We start from the raw sequence: 17,592 nt of genomic DNA, 5'->3' as shown, positions 1-17,592 counted from the left end.
GGAGATCCGCCATGGACCTAGCCCCCGTGCTGTCCGGGTTCGCGGTGGTGTTCGAACCACAGAACCTGCTGTACTGCCTGCTCGGCGTGACGCTCGGCATGCTGGTGGGCGTGCTGCCGGGTCTCGGCCCGGCCGCCACCATCGCCATCCTGCTGCCGATCACCTACGGCATCGAACCCGCCGCGGCGGTCATCCTCCTCGCCGGCATCTTCTACGGTGCCCAGTACGGCGGGACGATCACCTCGGTCCTGCTGCGGCTGCCCGGGGAAGCCTCGTCCGTGGTCACCGCCATCGACGGTTATCAGATGGCCCGGCAGGGCAAAGCCGGCTCAGCCCTGGGCATCGCCGCGATCGGCTCCTTCATCGGCGGCACAGGGTCGATCATCCTGTTGACCCTCGTCGCGCCCTTCGTCGCCAATTTCGCGCTGGAGTTCGGACCGGCCGAGTACACCGTCCTCGCCCTGATCGGCATCTTCCTGATCGCCACACTGGGCAACGGCACCCTGATCAAGAGCATCGCCGCAGCAGGTGTGGGTCTCATCCTCGCCACCGTCGGGCTCGACCCGATCGTCGGCACCGCCCGGTTCACCTTCGGCAGCGACCAGTTGGCGGACGGAATCGACTTCGTCATCGTCGCGATGGGGCTGTTCGGCGTCGGCGAGATTCTCTACAACCTGGAGCACCGGCTCCGGCCACAGCCCGCCGTGCTGTCGTTCGGGCGGGCCATCCCGACCCGCATCGAGTGGCTGCGGTCCCGGCTGGCCATCCTGCGCGGATCGCTGGTCGGCTTCGTCCTCGGCGTGCTGCCCGGCGGTGGCGCCACCATGTCCTCGCTCGTCGCCTACGCGGTGGAGAAGCGCTCGGCCAAGGATCCATCCCGGTTCGGCAAGGGCGCGATCGAAGGGGTGGCCGGCCCGGAGAGCGCCAACAACGCCGCCGCGACGTCGTCGTTCATTCCGCTGCTGACCCTCGGCATCCCCGCGAACGCGACCATGGCCGTGCTCTTCGGCGCGCTGCTGCTGCAGGGCATCCCGCCGGGACCGCAGCTCATCGTCGACCACCCCGACGTGTTCTGGGGCGTGGTCAACTCCATGTACGTCGGGAACATCCTGCTGCTGTTGCTCAGCATCCCGCTGATCGGGGTGTTCGTGCGGCTGCTCAAGGTCCGCGCGGCGATCCTCGCGCCGCTGACCATGCTCATCACCATGATCGGCGTGTACAGCATCCGGAACAACGTCTTCGACATGTTCCTGGTCGTGGCGCTCGGCCTGGTCGGGTACGGGATGAAGAAGCTCGGCTTCGAGCCCGGCCCGTTCGTGCTCGCCTTCGTCCTCGGCGAGTTGCTGGAGTCGTCCTTCCGCCGGTCGATGCGCCTCTTCGGAGGCGACCTCACCGGCTTCGTCGAGCGCCCGGTATCGGCCGTGCTGGTCGCCGTCTTCGTGCTGACCGTGGTCGTCGTGCCGCTGCTGCGCGCGGTCCGTGGCCGGCAGGCGGCGCGTGCCGAGCGGGCAGTCGTCGGCGTCTGACCCCCCGATCGCACCACCGTCTGGAAGGAAGAGAAATGGCAGTCCTGCTCGGCTACCTGCCGACTCCGCAAGGCGAGGCGGCCTTCGCCCGCGCCCTCCAGGAGGCCGCGCTGCGCTCCACCACGCTGGTGGTCGTCAACTCGGCCCGGACCGGCGCCCTCGTCGACCCGGCCCTGGCCGACGACGCCCAGCTGGCCCGGCTGCGCGCCGCCGCCGACGCCGCCGGGGTGCCGGTGGAGATCCGCCAGCCGGTCGCCGAGCACGGCGCCGCCGCGGACCAGCTCATCGACGCGTCGGCCGAGGAAGGTGTGGACCTGCTCGTGATCGGTCTGCGCCGCCGCTCAGCGGTCGGCGAGTTCGTGCTGGGCAGCAGCGCGCAGCGGGTGCTCATGGAGGCCCACACCCCGGTGCTCGCCGTCAAGGCATAGGTCGGCCGCCGGCCCGGCGACCAGGAGAGAGACGACGTGCAGGGCGTGCTCACGGGTTTCGCCGTCATCATCACCGTCATCGCCGTCGGCTACGCGCTCGGCCGTGGGGGAGTGCTGGGGCCGGAGGCGGCCACCGTGCTCTCCCGGGTCGCGTTCTTCGTGGCGACGCCCGCGCTGCTGTTCGAGACGGTGGCCCGGGCCGACGTCCACGCGGTCCTCTCGTCCGCCCTCGTCGTCACGGTGGTGAGCACCACCGCCGTGGCGACCCTGTTCGTGATTGTCGCGAAGCTGTGCTGGCGCCGCTCCGTACCGGAGGCGACGATCGGCGCCCTGGCCTCCTCGTACGTCAACGCGGCGAACATCGGCATCCCGGTCGCGGTGTACGTCCTCGGTGACGCCTCGTTCATCGCGCCGATCCTGATGTTTCAACTGGTCGTGATGGCGCCACTGGCGTTCGCCGTGCTCGAGCTGACCACGGCCCGGAGCAGGCCGTCGCTGGTCAGGGCAGTGGCCCAGCCGCTCACCAACCCGGTCACCGTCGCCTGCGTCCTGGGGCTCGTGGTCAGCCTGACCGGCTGGCTGCCGCCGGAACCTGTCCTGCGACCGGTAGAGCTCGTCGCGGCGATGGCGGTGCCCGCCACACTGATCGCCTACGGCGTCTCCCTGCACGGCGCGCCGGCGCCCGGCTCCGGAGACACCGGGCGGGACGTCCGGCTCGCCGTCTTCCTCAAGACGGTGGCCCAGCCCGCCATCGCCTACCTTGTCGCCCGCTTCGCGATGGGCCTGCCGCACACCCTCGTGCTGGCCTGTACGGTCACTGCGGCGCTACCGACCGCGCAGAACGTCTTCGTCTACGCGGTCCGGTACGGCTGGGGCGCGGTCCTGGCGCGCGACTCGGTGCTGCTGTCGACCGCGGCCGCGGTACCCGTGCTGATCGGCGTGGCGGTGCTCGGGAGCTGACACCCGCCCCGTCGGCCCTGGTGCCCGGCCCCTGCCGCGGGCTACCCGAGCGGCCCCAGCTGCTGCTCGATGCCTGCTCGGGACGGAGCCTCGGCTTCTCGACTCCGGTACGCACATACGAAGCTGCCCGTCCGGGCAGCGTGCCGAGCAGCGCGGTGCTCAGATCAGCCAGCGGTGCTTCTGGACGACGGGCAGCTTGGCCCACTGGCGGCCCAGCCCCCAGGTGTGCCCGGCGTAGGTGAGGGCCAGCACGACGGCGCCGATCGCGTAGATGACGTGGTAGTCGGTGATCGGGTTGGTCGAGCCGCTGGGTTCGCCGGCGCTGGTGTGCTGGGCGAGCGGCCATTCGGCGGCCCACATCATCGCCATCATCAGGGTGGCGGTGCCGGCGGCGATGCGCATCCCGATGCCGAGGGTCAGCGCGAGGCCCATGCCCAGGAGGCCCAGCATAAATGCCCAGTCTGCCCAGGCGTCGCCGGCAATGCTGTGGAAGATGCCCTGGAAGGGGCCGATCTCGACATTGGACAGGAAACCCTTGGTGGGCGACCCACCGTTGACCCAGGCGCGGGCCGACGGCGCCGCGTAGCCGAAGCCGAAAGTCTTGTCCAGAAACGCCCACAGGAAGACGAACCCGGTGGAGATGCGCAGCACGGCGAGGGCACGGGCGGCGGTCTTGGTGAGCATGGAGCCGGGCGCCTCGACGTGCTCGAGGTGCGCCGCGTGGCTCCGGTCGATGGTGGTCATCGTTCCTCCTCAGTTGCTCTCTCTGCCTTTGACTCTGCTCCTGTGGAGGCGCCGGCGCCTGGGCCCAAGCACCTGACCCGGGTGGGACCAAAGTCCCGTCTAGCCGGCCAAGGCCGTGAGCCAGCTCGCCTTCGAGGGCCGACCCACCCCGGCCATGACTGACCATTTTCGACAACCAAGATCAGCCGTTGACTTGTCACTCTCCGCATTGGCAGGTGGTAGGGCCGGCGGGCGCCGACAATGGCAAGAGTGCCGCCCGCCTTCGTCCTGTACCAGCACCGCACACCACGACCGCACTTTGACCTGCGGCTTGAGGAGGACGGTGTGCTGCGCTCCTGGGCGGTGCCTCGCGGCCTGCCGGACAGTCCCAGTGACAACCGGCTCGCGATCGCCGTGCCCGACCACCACCTCGATCACCTCACCTACGAGGACGCCGACAAAGTCGATCGCCGACATCGGCACGTGGGAGGAGCACGACCGCACCGACCGCCGGATGGTGTTCACGTTGCACGGCCGCACCGGCCGCCGGCGATACGCGCTCATCCGCACCGGCGAGGGGTGGCTGCTCCACTTGATGAAGGAGCAGCCTCCGGAGTGCCGGTCGGGCGGGCCCTGCACAGGCTGACGGACATGCGGAACACAGATGGCAACCCGGAGGCGAAGGCTGCGGCCGAGTTGGTCCGGGCCAGGTCAAGACCGACATGCGCGAGTGGAGTCTCGCCCGCATCGTGTGGGTCGCCGCCGACCGCGGCTTCGCCTCGGCGGAGAACCGAAGGTTCCTGCAGCAGGGCGCGGGCGGCTACATCCTTGGTGAGAAGCTGCGCGCCGACGCCGCCCTGGCCCGGCAGGGCCGCTACGCCCAAGTGGCCGACAACCTGCAGGTCAAGGAAGTCAACATCGGCGCCGACGACCGGTTCGTGATCTGCTTCAACCCCGACGCCGCCCAACGTGACGCCGCCATCCGCGAGCGACTGGTCGCTCAGCTCACCGACAAGATCGACGGCTCGGACACGCTGAGCGCCACGAAACGCGCCGAGCTGCGCGGGGTGATCTCCACCAAGCCCGGCCTGAACCGCTACCTACGCGTCACACCCAAGGGCCTGCTGCGCATCGACGCCGCCGCCATCAGGGCCGAGCAGCGCCTGGACGGCAAGTACCTGCTGCGCTGCTCCGACCCCAAGCTGTCGGCCGAGGACATCACCCTGGGCTACAAGCAACTCCTCGAAGTCGAACGCGGCTGGCGCGACATGAACACCACCCTCGACCTGCGGCCGGTGTTCCACCGACGCGAGGACCGCATCCGCGCCCACATCCTGCTCTGGTGGCTCGCGCTGCTACTCATCCGCGTCGCCGAGACCAGCACCGGCCACGACTGGGGCAAGATCCGCGCCGACGTCGAGCGGCTGCACGTCGGCGTGTTCACCGGCCCCGCCGGCACCTTCTGCCAGCGAACCGAGCTATCGCAGCCTGTACCGCTCGGAAACCCGGTTCTGGCCTCTGAGGTGCGGTTTTGTGCGGCCCAGCCAGCCGACCGCGGGGCATGGTGGCGGGCATGTTCCTGTCCTTCGGGTACCTGATCTTGTGTCAGCTCCTGCGGTTGGTGGCACAGGGAATGCGCGGCGAGCGATCGAAAGATGTCGAGATTCTTGTGTTACGTCATCAGGTCGCGGTTCTGCGCCGCCAGGTCGCACGTCCGGACCTAGAGCCCGTCGACCGAGCCGTCCTGTCAGCGCTGTCTCAGCTGCTGCCTCGTTCCCGCTGGTCGACGTTCTTCGTCACCCCCGCCACCCTTCTGCGGTGGCACCGTGAGCTGGTCGCCCGGAAGTGGACCTACCCGAAACGACGACCCGGGCGCCCTCCGATAGGGGCGGAGATCCGCGCCCTGGTGCTGCGCCTGGCCCGGGAGAACCCGACCTGGGGCCACCGCCGGGTGCAGGGTGAACTATTCAGATTGGGTTATCGGGTGGCGCCGAGCACGGTGTGGACGATCCTGACCGCTGCCGGTGTTGACCCGGCTCCGCGGCGCGGCGGGCCGACCTGGACCGAGTTCCTGACCGCTCAGGCCACGGGCGTCCTGGCCTGCGATTTCCTGCACGTGGACACGATCGGGCTGACCCGCATCTACGTCCTGTTCATGATGGAGGTCAGCACCCGGCGGGTTCACCTTCTCGGCGCCACCGAGCATCCGACGGGGGAGTGGGTCACTCAGCAGGCCCGGAACCTGTTGCTGGATCTTGGCGACCGAGTCGCCCGGTTCAGGTTCTTGATCCGAGACCGTGACAGCAAGTACATCGCGCCGTTCGACGAGGTCTTCAGCACGGCGGGCATCGAGGTCCTGCGCACCCCGCCTCGGGCACCGCGGGCGAACGCGTACGCGGAGCGGTGGGTTCGCACGGTCCGCCGTGAATGCCTCGACCGGATGCTGATCTACAACAGGCGGCACCTGCTGGCCACCCTCGGGGAGTACGTGGCTCACTACAACGAGCACCGGCCGCACCAAGCCCGGGGCCAACAACCGCCCAACGCCACCGACATGCCGCCACGACCGGTCGTCGACCTGACGACCGCACGAGTGCGCCGTAGGAAGATCCTCAACGGGCTGATCAACGAATACTCCCAGTTGTCGTAGCTCTGACCGACTTTTCGAGCGGTACACGCAATACGCGCTGATCGGCGTCACGGCTCAGCTCATGCTGCTCGATCGGCTGCTCAACGACGTGCCATCGTCAATTCGCTCCAGCCTCGTACGCCTCGCTGCCCAGTACGCCGAATCGGCAGCATGGTTGAACCACTCGCTCAACGACGCCCCATCCGCCCAGCACTGGACCCGGAAGGCGCTCACCTGGGCGGACCAGATTGCTGATCCGACCATGACAGCGTGGGCGACGTACCGCAGCAGCCAGCACTGGCTTATCGCTGGAAAGTCGCACCGTGCTGTCGAAGAAGCCGAAGCTGCGATGTTGCAGGACAAGAAGGTGCCCAGGCCGGTGCGGGCGGCACTCCGCGTGCAGCATGCCCACGCGCTCGCCACAGTCGGCGAGCATCAAAAGGCCATGCAACTCCTGGACAACGCGCATGAGTGGGCCGCCGACCGCGGCCCAGGTAAGCCCGAAGGCGAGCACGCCTCCTACTGCACAAGCGGCTACATCGAGGTTCATCGAGGCACATGCCTGAGGATAGGGCGTCGGCCGGACGAGGCCATTGCGGTGCTCGACGCCGCGCTGCCGTCGATCCCGTCGCTCCACCGCCAGGATTTCACCGCAGCCCTGCTGACCAAGGCCGCAGCCCATGTAGCGGCTGACCAGCCTGAGCAAGCCGCGGCCACGGCGCATATCGCGCTACCGATCGCTCGGCGAGCTGGATCGCGCCGGATCCTGCACCAACTCGGCCAGATCGGCTCCGCTGTTGACAAGCACCGTCATCTGACCGACGTGCGTGCGTTCCTCGACGACCTTGTGGAGACTGCCTGATGGCGTCAGATCTCGAGCTGTCCGCGATGCGGCATGCCATCGCCCTCTCCGCTTTTGGGCTGGGCACCACGAGCCCGAACCCGCCCGTCGGGTGCGTGATCCTGGATCAGGGTGGAACGTTAGTGGGTGCGGGGTTTCACCAGCGCAAAGGAGAGCCGCACGCCGAAGCACACGCTCTTAACGCGGCGGGAGGTGCGGCTCGCGGCGGTACGGCTGTCGTCACACTTGAACCATGCAACCACGTCGGCGTCACGCCGGCGTGTCGCCAGGAGCTGATCAACGCCGGCATCTCCCGGGTCGTCATCGCCGTCATCGACCCAACCTCCCGCGGTGAAGGTGGCGCCTCGATGCTCACCGCCGCAGGCGTCGAGGTCGAGACCGACGTGTTGCGCGACGAATCCCTGACAGTCCTTGAGCCGTGGCTGACCGCAACCGTGCGCCGTAGGCCGTACCTGACTTGGGCGTTTGCAGCGGAAGGCGGGTATCAATCGGCGGCGGAAGAACGACTCCTGCTCGACCTTCGCGCGAACGCTGACCTCGTCATTGCGGGCAAGACCCTCGACGAGGGCATCCCAGGAGGCCACGCTAGCGCGCACTTCACACTACTTGGCGATGCCGACATCGGCGCCGGCCTCTCGCAGTGGCTGTCAGCCGCCTACGAAGCCGGCGTACGCAGCACGCTCGTAGTCGGTCACGAGCACGGTGCCGCGCTGCGACCGCACCTGCACGCCGTCGACGAGCTCGTCGTCGCTGTGCCGCGAACTGACCCGTCTCAAGCGTTGGGAGTGGTCCATTCCGACCTCATACCGATCGGTTTCCGACTGGTCGAAGTCGCGGCTCACGCGGACTCGTTGACGTCCCGCATGCGACGCCTCCGCGCGTGGCGCGGAATAGACTCGTAGGCGTGTGTCGCCTGACTGGCTATGACGGCCTGAGTTGGCCCTACCAGGACGCGACAACTGGCCCCACCGCGAGGAGCCGTATCGCGAACTCGCCGGAGACCCGACGACAGTGAGGATCCCAACGGGCGGGTAGTTGCGCCCGAGCATCGAAAAGCGAGATCATCACGCATGCTCGACCCCTCGCCCGAGGACGACGGGACTTCACCGACCGTTTCTACGCCGCATTTCGTGGGTCGTGATCGGGAGATGGCGGCGCTTCGGGTCGCCTTGGCCCGGCCACCGGCGATCGTGCTGGTAGAGGGCGAGGCGGGGATCGGGAAGAGCCGACTGCTGCGAGAGTGGTTGGCCGCGCCGGACCAGCGCACTGCCTTGGTCTCGGTGTGCCCACCGCTTCGCGAGTCGCTGACGTTGGGGCCGATCGTCGACGCGTTCGGTGGGATCGATCGCCCGGTGTCGCGATTGCGGCTCACCGAGCTTGCGGGTGCGTTACGGCCCCTGTTCCCTGAATGGTCCTCGGACCTGCCGCCCGCATTGCAGCCCTTGGACGATGCGAAGGCGGCACGGCATCGCCTGTTCCGCGCCCTGGACGAGCTGCTGCGGGCTCTGCGTGTCGACGTTCTCGTGCTCGAGGACGCTCACTGGGCCGAGGAGGTGACCTTGGAGTTCCTGCTGTTCGTCGCCTCCCGACAGCAATCGCACGGGCCGAGCCTCGTGATTTCCTATCGGCCGGAGGAGGTGGACGTCGGATCGCTGTTGCTGCGGCTGACGTCCCGGTTGCCTGCTGGCGTGACCCAGCTGAGGATCGCCCTGGCGCCGATGCGACCCGACGACACGGCAGCGCTGGTGTCCTCGATGTTGGACGGCAACCCGATATCGCAGGAGTTCACGACGTTCATGCACGAGCGGACCGGTGGCGTTCCTCTGGCGCTGGAGGAGTCGGTTCGCCTCATGTGCGACCGCGCCGACCTCGTCTTCCGCGACGGACAGTGGGTCCGGCTGAAGCTGCGCGAGCTACAGGTGCCACCGACGGTGCGCGACTCCACCCGGGAGCGGGTGGGCCGTCTGTCGCCGACGGCGCGGCAGGTGTTGCGAGCCGCGGCTACGTTGGCTGAGCGGTCATCGGTGGCCACGATCGCGGTGACCGCCGGTCTGTCACCAGCTGCGTGTCGAGGCGCTATCGCGGAGGCGGCCAACGCCGGCGTCCTGGACGGAGACGATCGCGGCCAGTGGCGATTCCGGCATGTGCTCGCCGCCACGGCTGTCTACGAAGCGATCCCGTTGACCGACCGCAGACACTTCCATCTGCTGGCCGGCCGGGCCTTGGAGGACATCCATCCGCCGCCTGTCGCACGCCTTGCCCATCACTTCCGTGAGGCGGGCGAGACGCAGTCCTGGGCGCGGTACGCCGAGCAGGGTGCCGAGCTGGCCATGGCCTCGGGTGACCACACCAAGGCGGTCGACTTGCTGGTCGATCTGTTGTCGTGGGCCGTGTTGCCGCCGACGGATCGGGCACGAGTCGCGCGCATCGCCGGAGTTGCCGCACTGGGCCGTCGTGAACCGGTCGACGAGGTCTATCACCGCGTGATCCGTACCTTGCGCTCGGTGCTGGAGACCCCCGGTCTCTCCGCGCGCCAGCAGGCCGAGATCCGCAACCCCCTGGGTCGGCTCCTGATCACCGGGGGTGAGGCGCAGGCCGCACTCAGCGAGCTCGAGCAAGCGGTGGCCAACCTCGACCATGAGCCGGTCGAGGCGGCTCGGGCAATGACCTATCTGGGATGGGCCTATGCGGGGCCGTGGCCGGCGTCGACCCATCGGCGTTGGCTGGATCGCGCCGCTGAGCTCACCGCTGAATTCGATTCTCCCGCGGAGCGGCTGAACCTGGCGGGCAACCGAGCCGCGGCGTTGCTCATGCTCGGCGAAGAGGAGGCCTGGGACGTCGTCGCCGGCCTGCCCATCGACGGCGCGACCTCGGCGGAGCGTCTCGACGTGGCCCGCATCCACGCAAATGTTGGGACCGGCGCACTGATCTGGGGTCGGTACGCCGCCGCGGAAGAACACCTCGCCGTGGCCATGCGCCTTGCCGAGGCCGAGCAGGCGTCCCGGTTGCAACACAACGTCCGACTCGAACAGGCCAACCTGGCGTGGCTCACCGGCCGGTGGGAGGGTCTCGCGGAGCGAAGCGCGGCACTCGCCGATGCCGACCGAGACCGGCCGGCGCACTACCTGGGCAGCATTCGCCTCGCGGCCCGGCTGGCAGCCGCAGCCGGACGGCGGCGCGCTGCGGAGGAGCAGTTCCGGCTGGTCCTCGAGGAGTCTGCCCGTCTCGGCGCAGCCGACGACACGATGGAGGCCGCCGCTGCGCTGGCCAGACTGTGGTTGACGGACGGAAACAGCGGCCGGGCGCTGCAGATCACGAACGAGCCGATGGACACCGTCCGGAGAAAAGGCATCTGGGTCTGGGCGACGGACCTCGTCCCCGCCCGGATCGAGGCGCTCCTCGCCGCGGGCGACCTGAAGGCCGCGACACGCCTGGGCGACCAGTTCGCCAGAGGACTGCGTGGCCGTACGGCGCCTGCGCCTCGCGCCGCCCTCACCGTATGCCGTGCCCTGCTGGTCGCCGCAGCCGGAGACCACGCCCGCGCGGCGACGGCATACGACCGGGCGGCGCGCGCCTGGAGCGCGTTGCCGCGCCCCTACGACGCCATGCTCGCCCGCGAGCGTCAATCCGAGGCGCTCATAGCGCAAGGCCAGGTCGAACAAGGTCGAGAGCTGCTGGCCGCACAGTACGAGCAACTGTTCAGGCTCGGAGCCCGCGGCGACGCAGACCGTGTCGCACAGCGGCTTCGCGAACACGGCGCCGAGGTTCCGCGACTGTGGCGCGGCGGCCGACGAGGGTACGGCGACCAGCTCTCACCGCGCGAGCTCGACGTGGTCCAACTGGTTGTCGCCGGCAAGACGAACCGGGAGATCAGCCGGATCCTGGCCAAGTCGCCGGCCACGGTGGATCAACAGCTGCGTGCGGCGATGCGCAAGTTGAAGGTAACCTCCCGGACCGCGCTCGCGGTCAAGGCGGTAGAGGCCGGAGTGTTCGCAGAAGAGGACTCCCTCGACGGCCCGTCGTGAAAATTGACGTATCCGCTGGATAGCGACGGCCACTCGTCCCCCCGAGCATGACTGCATGATTCATAGCCGTAGGGCAATGCATGCCTGAGCGACCAGTCGCGCGTGACGACGCCGCCATCGAGCACCCGCCACCACCCGAGCTGCCCCGGGAGCCGCGCGTCAGCGCCCCCGACGCCGACGGTGCCGACGGTGCCGATGACCACAAGAACCACGACCCCTATCAACCCCTGTAGGCCAAGGACCCATATGAGACTCAAAGCCCTCGCGGCTTCGCTGGCCGCAGTGGTCAGCCTGAGCATGATCCAGCCATCACCGGCGTCCGCCGCTGAGCCGGATCCTGGCGCTGCCGCCAACAAGATCGCGTCGAACCTGAAGGACCGCTTCCGCACGGAGCCGGCGTCTGACTTCTGGATCACGTTTGACACCAAAGCCGACCTCGGGCCGGCGAAGAAGATCACCGACTGGACCGCTCGTGGTCAGTTCGTCTACGACGCGCTGACCGCAGCGGCGAAGAACTCCCTGGCATCTGTCTCCACCGAACTCGACCGGGCAGGCGTCAAATACACCTCCTACCCGATCGCCAACACCGTGTTCGTCAAGGGGGGCACCGAAAAGCTCGCCCTCGACGTGGCCTCGAGGGTGCAGGTCGCCGAGATCCACGCGACGCCGCAGGTCGCGCTGGTCGAGCCAGTGGACAAGAAGGTCCCAGCTGACCAGGCTGCCCGCCCCGCCGCCCCGAAGGCCGCCGCCGAGGATGGCACCGTCTCGTGGGGTCTGGACGCCATCCACGCCCCCCAGGCGTGGGCCATGGGCGCCACCGGTGCGGGCATCACCGTGTCCAACCTCGACTCGGGCGTCCAATTCGACCACCCCGCCCTGATGCACCAGTACCGCGGCACGAAGCCCGACGGCACCGTCGACCACAACTACAACTGGATGGCCACCCGGGGCACGTGCACCGGCGCACCGTGCGACGACAACGGACACGGCACGCACACCATGGGCACCATGGTCGGCGACGACGGCACCAACCACGTCGGCGTCGCGCCGGACGCGCAGTGGATCGCGACAAACGGCTGCTGCGACAGCAGCGGCGTCGAAACGCTGCTCCAGTCCGGCTGGTGGCTGCTCGCCCCGACCGACGTGCAGGGGAACAACCCTGACCCGTCCAAGCGCCCGCACGTCATCAACAACTCGTGGGGCCAGACCGTCGAGCACAGCTTTGACGACTTCTTCCAGGCCATTGACGAGGCCTGGAGCGCCGCGGGTGTCTTCAGCGTCTGGTCATCGGGCAACACCACGCCGTACGCGGCCTGCGACACCGTCTCCTCGCCCGGCTCCGCCGAGAGTGCCTACTCCGTCGGCGCCTACTCATCGGACGGCACGCTCGCGGTGTTCTCCCGCAAGGGCGAGGGTGAGGGTGGCCGGATCAAGCCCGAGATCTCCGCTCCGGGCGTCGCTGTCCGTTCGTCCTATCCGAACAACAGCTATACCGAGATGTCCGGCACCTCGATGGCGGCCCCCCACGTGGCCGGCGCCGTCGCGGCGCTGTGGAGCTACGACCCGACCCTCATCGGGCAGGTCGAGCAGACCCGCCGCCTGCTCGCCGAGTCGGCCGTCGACGTCGACGACACCGAGTGCGGCGGCACCGCCGACGTCAACAACAAGTACGGCGAAGGCCGGCTCGACCTCGTCCGCCTGCTCGAGCTCGCGCCCCGGCAGGGCGGCACCCTCACCGGTGTCGTCACCGCCAACGGCGTCCCGGTCCCCGCCGCCGAGGTGACGATCAGCGGGCCGTTCAGCCGGTCGATCGGAACCGACAAGGACGGCCGGTTCACGACGAACCTCCCGGTCGGCGACTACCAGCTCAGCACCAAGGTTTTCGGCTACCTGACCGCGACCGCCAACGTCACGATCTCCCTCGGCCAGGACACCCTCGTCAAGCTGCCGCTCACGGCCGCCAATAGGCACGACATCAGCGGCAGGGTTGTCGACGACAAGAAACAGCCCGTCCCGAACGCCGATGTCTCCGTCAAGGACACGCCGCTGAAGCCGGTACGCACGGATGCCAACGGCGCGTTCACGATCGCCGCTGTCCCCGAGGGCGGGTACACGCTGGGCATCAAGCCCAACGCCTGCTTCTCGCCCACGACGGTCCCGCTGACCGTCGGCGCGCAGAACGAGTCGCGCGAGATCCCAGTCGGGCTCGTCGTCGACAAGGGCGGCTACAGCTGCGCCGTCTCCGACGGCGAGTACCTGGGCGGCACCGACCCGGTCGCGTTCACCAGCGGCGTGTGGGCGACGGTGAAGCTGCCCTTCCCGATCGCGCTCTACAACGGCAGCCACGACACCCTCGGTATCAGCCTGCGCGGCGTGATCTCCCCGGACACCGCCACCGGACCCGGCAGCGGCGGTGCGGGCATCTTCCCGTTCTACGTCCAGACCCCGGTCGAGTTCGCCCCCGGCGGGGGAGTCTTCACGGCAGCCACCAAGGTCAACGGCGAGGACGCGTTCGTCGTCGAGTTCCGCAACGCCAAACTCTGGGCCTATCCGGACCGGTCGGAGTACACGGAGCCGGTCAGCTATTCGGCCACGCTCACCCGCTCCGGCACGGTGATCTTCGGGTACGGCGACGGCATCGGAACCAACGACCCGGTGACCGCCGGCGCGCACGCCATCACCGGCATGCAGGGCTGGGCCGGCGTCGACGGCATCCGGTTCTCCGACAGCGCCCCGGTGCTGCGCGACGAGATGATCGTCACCTACGACATGCCTGACTTCGGGTACCTGGACGCGACCGTCGTCGACCAGAACGACGGGCTGCCGGTGGCCGGGGCCAAGGTCTCCTTCACGAACAAGAATGGGCTCGTCGAGACCGTCACGACCAACGGGACGGGCATCGTGCATCGCCAGCTTCCGGTCGGCGACTACACCATGACGGTCGACGCGCCGAACTACACGACCGCGGCATACCCCTTCTCCCTCGACAAGCTCTACGCGAACGCCAAGATCGACGCGCGTCTGACCACGGGTGTCGCCGGCCTGAAGGCTGACGGCCTCGACGCGCTGTTGGGCACCGACCAGAACGGTGTCGGCTCGCTGACGCTGACCAACAACGGTTCCGCCCCACTCACGTACAACCTGGGCGAGGCCGCGCGCCACCCCGACCTTGACGACGCCGGCGCCACCGGGCGCACCGGGACGGGTGCGGCCAGCACGATCGACCTCACCGCGTGGAAGGCCGGTGCGAGCGGCATGAAGCCGTCGAACGTCGACGGCAAGGCGGCGACGGCGAGCACCGCGGAAGCACAGGCGGCTGGCAAGGTCGGCGTGACCTCCGGCGGTGAGGTCATCACCCGGATCGCCATCCCGGGCAAGATCGAAAACAAGGAGCCCTCCGGCATCGGGTACGACGGCGACGTCTGGGTCCACGACTACAACGCGCGGACCAACACCGCCTACACGGTGACGGGCAAGCCGACCGGGAAGGTCTTCGACGCGTCGTGGAACCCCGCGTACCGGGCGTTCGACATGGCGCTCGACACCAACACCGGTGACATGTGCCAGATGGAGGACAGCCCGGCCAGCTACATCCACTGCTTCGACCGGGAGACCGGCAAGGAGACCCGGCAGATCAAGGGTGACTGGTCCACGCTGCAGCTGACCGGACTCGCCTACAACCCGACGGAGGACGTGTTCTACGTCGGCGGTCGGGCGAACGGCATGATCGGAACCGTCGCCGGAACGTCGCACGACAACGCGGGTGCGCTGCTGTCCTTCTGCGCCCCGCCGCTGCCCGAGGTGATGGGCCTGGCCTACAACCAGGCGTCCGACACCATCTGGTACACCGACCTCACCTCGAACAGGCCCACCCGCCTGCTGCAGGTCGACCCCGACGACTGCTCGCTGGTGAACGCGTGGTGGTTCCCCGGCCAGAAGGCGGGCCAGGGCGGCGGCCTCGAAACCGACTCGACCGGGGCGCTGTGGGCGGCGGACCAGGTCGCCGATGACGTCGTGCTGGTCGACGTCGAGGACGACCTGCTCACCGACCTGCCGTGGCTGTCGCTCTCCTCGACCGGCGGCACCCTTGCCCCGGGCGAGTCGACGACCGTCAAGGTCTCGATCTCCTCGAAGGACGCCAAGCCGGGAGTCCTCGGTGCGAACATCGTGGTGAGGTCCGACTCCGGACGCCAGTCCAAGACCTACGTCCCGGTGACGCTCACGACCACGAAGTACCAGGTCGGCGTCAACGCCGGCGGCCCTTCGTTCACCGACGGCTCCGGCTACACCTGGTCCGGCGACCAGGCCGCCGGCAAGGCGGCGTGGGGCTACGAGGGGAAGACGAAGGTCGCCTCCACGAAGGCCGCGATCGAAGGAACGACGGACGACGCCCTGTTCCAGTCGCAGCGCACCACGCCGGACAAGCAGTTGTTCTACCGCTTCCCCGACGCGCCCAAGGGCACCTACGCGATCGACTTCGGGTTCGCCGAGATCGAGAAGGTGGCCAAGGGGAAGCGGGTGTTCGACGTCCTCGTGGACGGATCGCTGACGGAGTACGCGTACGACGCGGCCGCGGCCGTGGGGCCGAACGCCGCCGACTGGCGCACCGCCGTCGTGAAGCACGAGGGCGGCCCGCTGACCGTGGAGCTGCGGGGCTCGAAGGGCCTAAAGGCCCCGACCATTGCCGCGCTGCGTGTGACGCTCGACCCGCGCGCAGACAAGGCGGAGCCGGAGCCCCAGCCCGAGCAGCCGGAGCCGGGCCCCGTGCCGGTGGCCCCCGCCGGTCGCTCGTACTCGATGAAGGTGACCGACGGACTCTACCGCCAGGGCACGGAGGAGTCCGGGTGGCACGGCGATGACCTCTGCGGCGTGCTGTGGTTCGACTCCAGCTTCCTGCAACCGTTCTACGACACGGCCTGGGACGGGGTGTGCGTGACGACGAACGGCACGCTGACCTTCGACCGCGCCAGCACGCTGGGGAACAACACCGCACTGCCATCGCCGTACCCGATCGACGCGATCTATCCGCTCTGGGACGACCTCATCGTCGACGACGAGGCAGGCATCTACTTCGGCACGACCGAGGTGGACGGGCTGGCGGCGCAGGTCATCGAATGGCGCAACGTCACCTTCTACAGCGACCGGACGGCTCGCGTGAGCTTCTCGGTCACCCTGATCGCGGACGGACGGGTCCAGATCGGATACGGCGACGGCGTCGGCGGCGACAACCCCCTCACCCGAGGGTCGTCGGCGACAGTGGGCCTGGAGAGCCTGAACCGCAACCCCGCGAGCCAGTACTCCTTCGACCAGCCCATCCTCAAGGCCGGCCTGGGGCTGGAGTACACCCTCCCGGCTGCGGGCACGATCGAGGGAACGGTCACCGACGCGAACGACCGCAAGCCGATCGCGGGCGCGATCGTCACGCTCAGCGGGCCGAGCGGTGAGCGGGTCATCACCGCCGACGAGAAGGGCCGGTGGAAGGCCCAGGCGCTGGTCGGCGAGAACACCGTGGAGGTGTCGGCGCCGAACTATGTCACCGCCAGTCACCCCGTGACCATCGCCAAGAAGGATCAGGCCGAGGTGGTCGACACGGCGTTGACCACGGGCGTCGCCACCATCACCGGAGGTGACTTCGACTGGCTCCTCGACAAGGACCAGAAGGCGACCGCCGACGTGACCGTGACCAACACCGGCTCCGCCCCACTCGAGGTGCGGCTCAGCGAGCAGAAACGCACCAGCGACGACGGGCACGAGGCCGCCGACCTTCCGTGGCTGACCCTCACGGGCGCGGCCGCGGCCGGCACGGTCAAGCTCGCGGCCGGCGAGTCCACCACGGTCACGGCGACGGCCGACAACGCCGACGTCGAGCCCGGCGTGCTCGTCGGGGACGTGCTCGTGGCGTCGAACGCCGGCAAGGGCGAAGCCCAGCTCAAGCCGGTCCGCCTGGCGACCTCGGCCTACTGGAGGGGCGTCGACGCCGGCGGATCCGGGTACGTCGGTGCCGACGGCTTCGTCTGGTCGCCCGACCAGCAGCTCGGCTCGCGGCCGTGGGGCTACGTCGGCGGCAAGGCGCGTGCCACCAAGGCCGACATCGCCGGCACCGAGGACGACGCGCTGTTCCGCACCCAGCGGACCGGCGAGACGTTCAGCTACGTGTTCAAGAACGCCCCCGCCGGGAAGTACCGGATCGGCCTCGACTTCGCGGAGATCGAGGAGGTCAAGGCCGGCAAGCGTGCCTTCGATGTTCTGGTCGACGGCAAGGTCGTGCTCTACGACCACGACGTGCAGGCGAAGGTGGGTGCGCTGACCGCGGACGTGAACACGGTCACCGTCGAGCACGCCGGTGGCGATCTGAAGGTCGAGCTTCGCCGCGAGATCGGCGAGAGCGACCCGATCCTCAACGCCCTGAAGGTCCAGCAGGACCCGCGCCTATGAGATA

At 68.8% G+C, this 17,592-nt stretch carries 11 protein-coding genes and 1 pseudogene; 11 read left to right on the top strand and 1 reads right to left on the bottom strand.

The annotated features are described in order from the left end of the window. Positions 1-11: 11 nt before the first annotated feature. Genes ABZV00_RS28535 through ABZV00_RS28525 form a run of 3 tightly spaced genes read left to right on the top strand, consistent with a single transcriptional unit; the run spans position 12 to position 2,914 of the window. Complete coding sequence (locus ABZV00_RS28535; protein WP_355611593.1) at positions 12-1,526, top strand: tripartite tricarboxylate transporter permease; 1,515 nt, start codon at positions 12-14, stop codon at positions 1,524-1,526. 35 nt (positions 1,527-1,561) lie between these two features. Continuing rightward, positions 1,562-1,954 carry a universal stress protein gene (locus ABZV00_RS28530; protein ID WP_355611590.1) on the top strand — a complete coding sequence of 131 codons (393 nt, stop codon included), beginning with the start codon at positions 1,562-1,564 and terminating at the stop codon, positions 1,952-1,954. A 36-nt stretch (positions 1,955-1,990) separates the two neighbouring features. Continuing rightward, a complete protein-coding gene (locus ABZV00_RS28525; RefSeq protein ID WP_355611587.1) occupies positions 1,991-2,914 on the top strand; it encodes an AEC family transporter in 924 nt (307 codons plus the stop codon). A gap of 159 nt (positions 2,915-3,073) precedes the next feature. Here ABZV00_RS28525 and ABZV00_RS28520 read toward each other — a convergent pair whose 3' ends face one another. Further along, the gene (locus ABZV00_RS28520) at positions 3,074-3,658 is read right to left on the bottom strand and encodes a hypothetical protein (RefSeq protein ID WP_355611584.1); all 585 of its coding nucleotides are present in this window, start codon (positions 3,656-3,658) and stop codon (positions 3,074-3,076) included. Between the two features lie 240 nt (positions 3,659-3,898). Here ABZV00_RS28520 and ABZV00_RS28515 point away from each other — a divergent pair. The 8 genes and pseudogenes from ABZV00_RS28515 to ABZV00_RS28480 all read left to right on the top strand — a co-directional run. Continuing rightward, positions 3,899-4,030, top strand: a pseudogene (locus ABZV00_RS28515) (DNA polymerase ligase N-terminal domain-containing protein); the annotation flags it as partial. A 329-nt stretch (positions 4,031-4,359) separates the two neighbouring features. Then, complete coding sequence (locus ABZV00_RS28510; RefSeq protein WP_355611581.1) at positions 4,360-5,235, top strand: transposase; 876 nt, start codon at positions 4,360-4,362, stop codon at positions 5,233-5,235. After that, entirely contained in the window at positions 5,211-6,287 is a 1,077-nt protein-coding gene (locus ABZV00_RS28505) for an integrase core domain-containing protein (protein WP_355611578.1), read from the top strand. Before ABZV00_RS28510 ends, ABZV00_RS28505 begins: the two co-directional genes overlap by 25 nt. A 61-nt stretch (positions 6,288-6,348) precedes the next feature. Then, positions 6,349-7,128, top strand: a complete 780-nt coding sequence (locus ABZV00_RS28500) for a hypothetical protein (protein WP_355611575.1) — start codon at positions 6,349-6,351, stop codon at positions 7,126-7,128. Next, the gene (ribD, locus tag ABZV00_RS28495; protein ID WP_355611573.1) at positions 7,128-8,030 is read left to right on the top strand and encodes a bifunctional diaminohydroxyphosphoribosylaminopyrimidine deaminase/5-amino-6-(5-phosphoribosylamino)uracil reductase RibD; all 903 of its coding nucleotides are present in this window, start codon (positions 7,128-7,130) and stop codon (positions 8,028-8,030) included. The genes ABZV00_RS28500 and ribD overlap by 1 nt, the downstream gene beginning before the upstream one ends. Before the next feature lie 168 nt (positions 8,031-8,198). Beyond that, positions 8,199-11,153, top strand: a complete 2,955-nt coding sequence (locus ABZV00_RS28490) for an AAA family ATPase (RefSeq protein WP_355611571.1) — start codon at positions 8,199-8,201, stop codon at positions 11,151-11,153. 80 nt (positions 11,154-11,233) lie between these two features. Next, positions 11,234-11,386: a hypothetical protein gene (locus ABZV00_RS28485; protein ID WP_355611568.1), complete on the top strand. Its 153-nt coding sequence runs from the start codon at positions 11,234-11,236 to the stop codon at positions 11,384-11,386. Then, complete coding sequence (locus ABZV00_RS28480; RefSeq protein ID WP_355611565.1) at positions 11,349-17,588, top strand: S8 family serine peptidase; 6,240 nt, start codon at positions 11,349-11,351, stop codon at positions 17,586-17,588. The genes ABZV00_RS28485 and ABZV00_RS28480 overlap by 38 nt, the downstream gene beginning before the upstream one ends. Positions 17,589-17,592: the final 4 nt, after the last annotated feature.

The sequence above is a fragment of the Micromonospora sp. NPDC005173 genome (genome assembly GCF_040608515.1).
Lineage (GTDB): Bacteria > Actinomycetota > Actinomycetes > Mycobacteriales > Micromonosporaceae > Micromonospora.
This window is presented reverse-complemented; position numbering and strand designations above follow the sequence as displayed.

Bases quoted from the DNA above. Each gene is read 5' to 3' on its own strand.
- ABZV00_RS28535 (WP_355611593.1), top strand. From the start codon at position 12: ATGGACCTAGCCCCCGTGCTGTCCGGGTTCGCGGTGGTGTTCGAACCA.
- ABZV00_RS28530 (WP_355611590.1), top strand. From the start codon at position 1,562: ATGGCAGTCCTGCTCGGCTACCTGCCGACTCCGCAAGGCGAGGCGGCC.
- ABZV00_RS28520 (WP_355611584.1), bottom strand. From the start codon at position 3,658: ATGACCACCATCGACCGGAGCCACGCGGCGCACCTCGAGCACGTCGAG.
- ABZV00_RS28510 (WP_355611581.1), top strand. From the start codon at position 4,360: ATGCGCGAGTGGAGTCTCGCCCGCATCGTGTGGGTCGCCGCCGACCGC.
- ABZV00_RS28505 (WP_355611578.1), top strand. From the start codon at position 5,211: ATGTTCCTGTCCTTCGGGTACCTGATCTTGTGTCAGCTCCTGCGGTTG.
- ABZV00_RS28500 (WP_355611575.1), top strand. From the start codon at position 6,349: ATGCTGCTCGATCGGCTGCTCAACGACGTGCCATCGTCAATTCGCTCC.
- ribD (WP_355611573.1), top strand. From the start codon at position 7,128: ATGGCGTCAGATCTCGAGCTGTCCGCGATGCGGCATGCCATCGCCCTC.
- ABZV00_RS28490 (WP_355611571.1), top strand. From the start codon at position 8,199: ATGCTCGACCCCTCGCCCGAGGACGACGGGACTTCACCGACCGTTTCT.
- ABZV00_RS28485 (WP_355611568.1), top strand. From the start codon at position 11,234: ATGCCTGAGCGACCAGTCGCGCGTGACGACGCCGCCATCGAGCACCCG.
- ABZV00_RS28480 (WP_355611565.1), top strand. From the start codon at position 11,349: ATGACCACAAGAACCACGACCCCTATCAACCCCTGTAGGCCAAGGACC.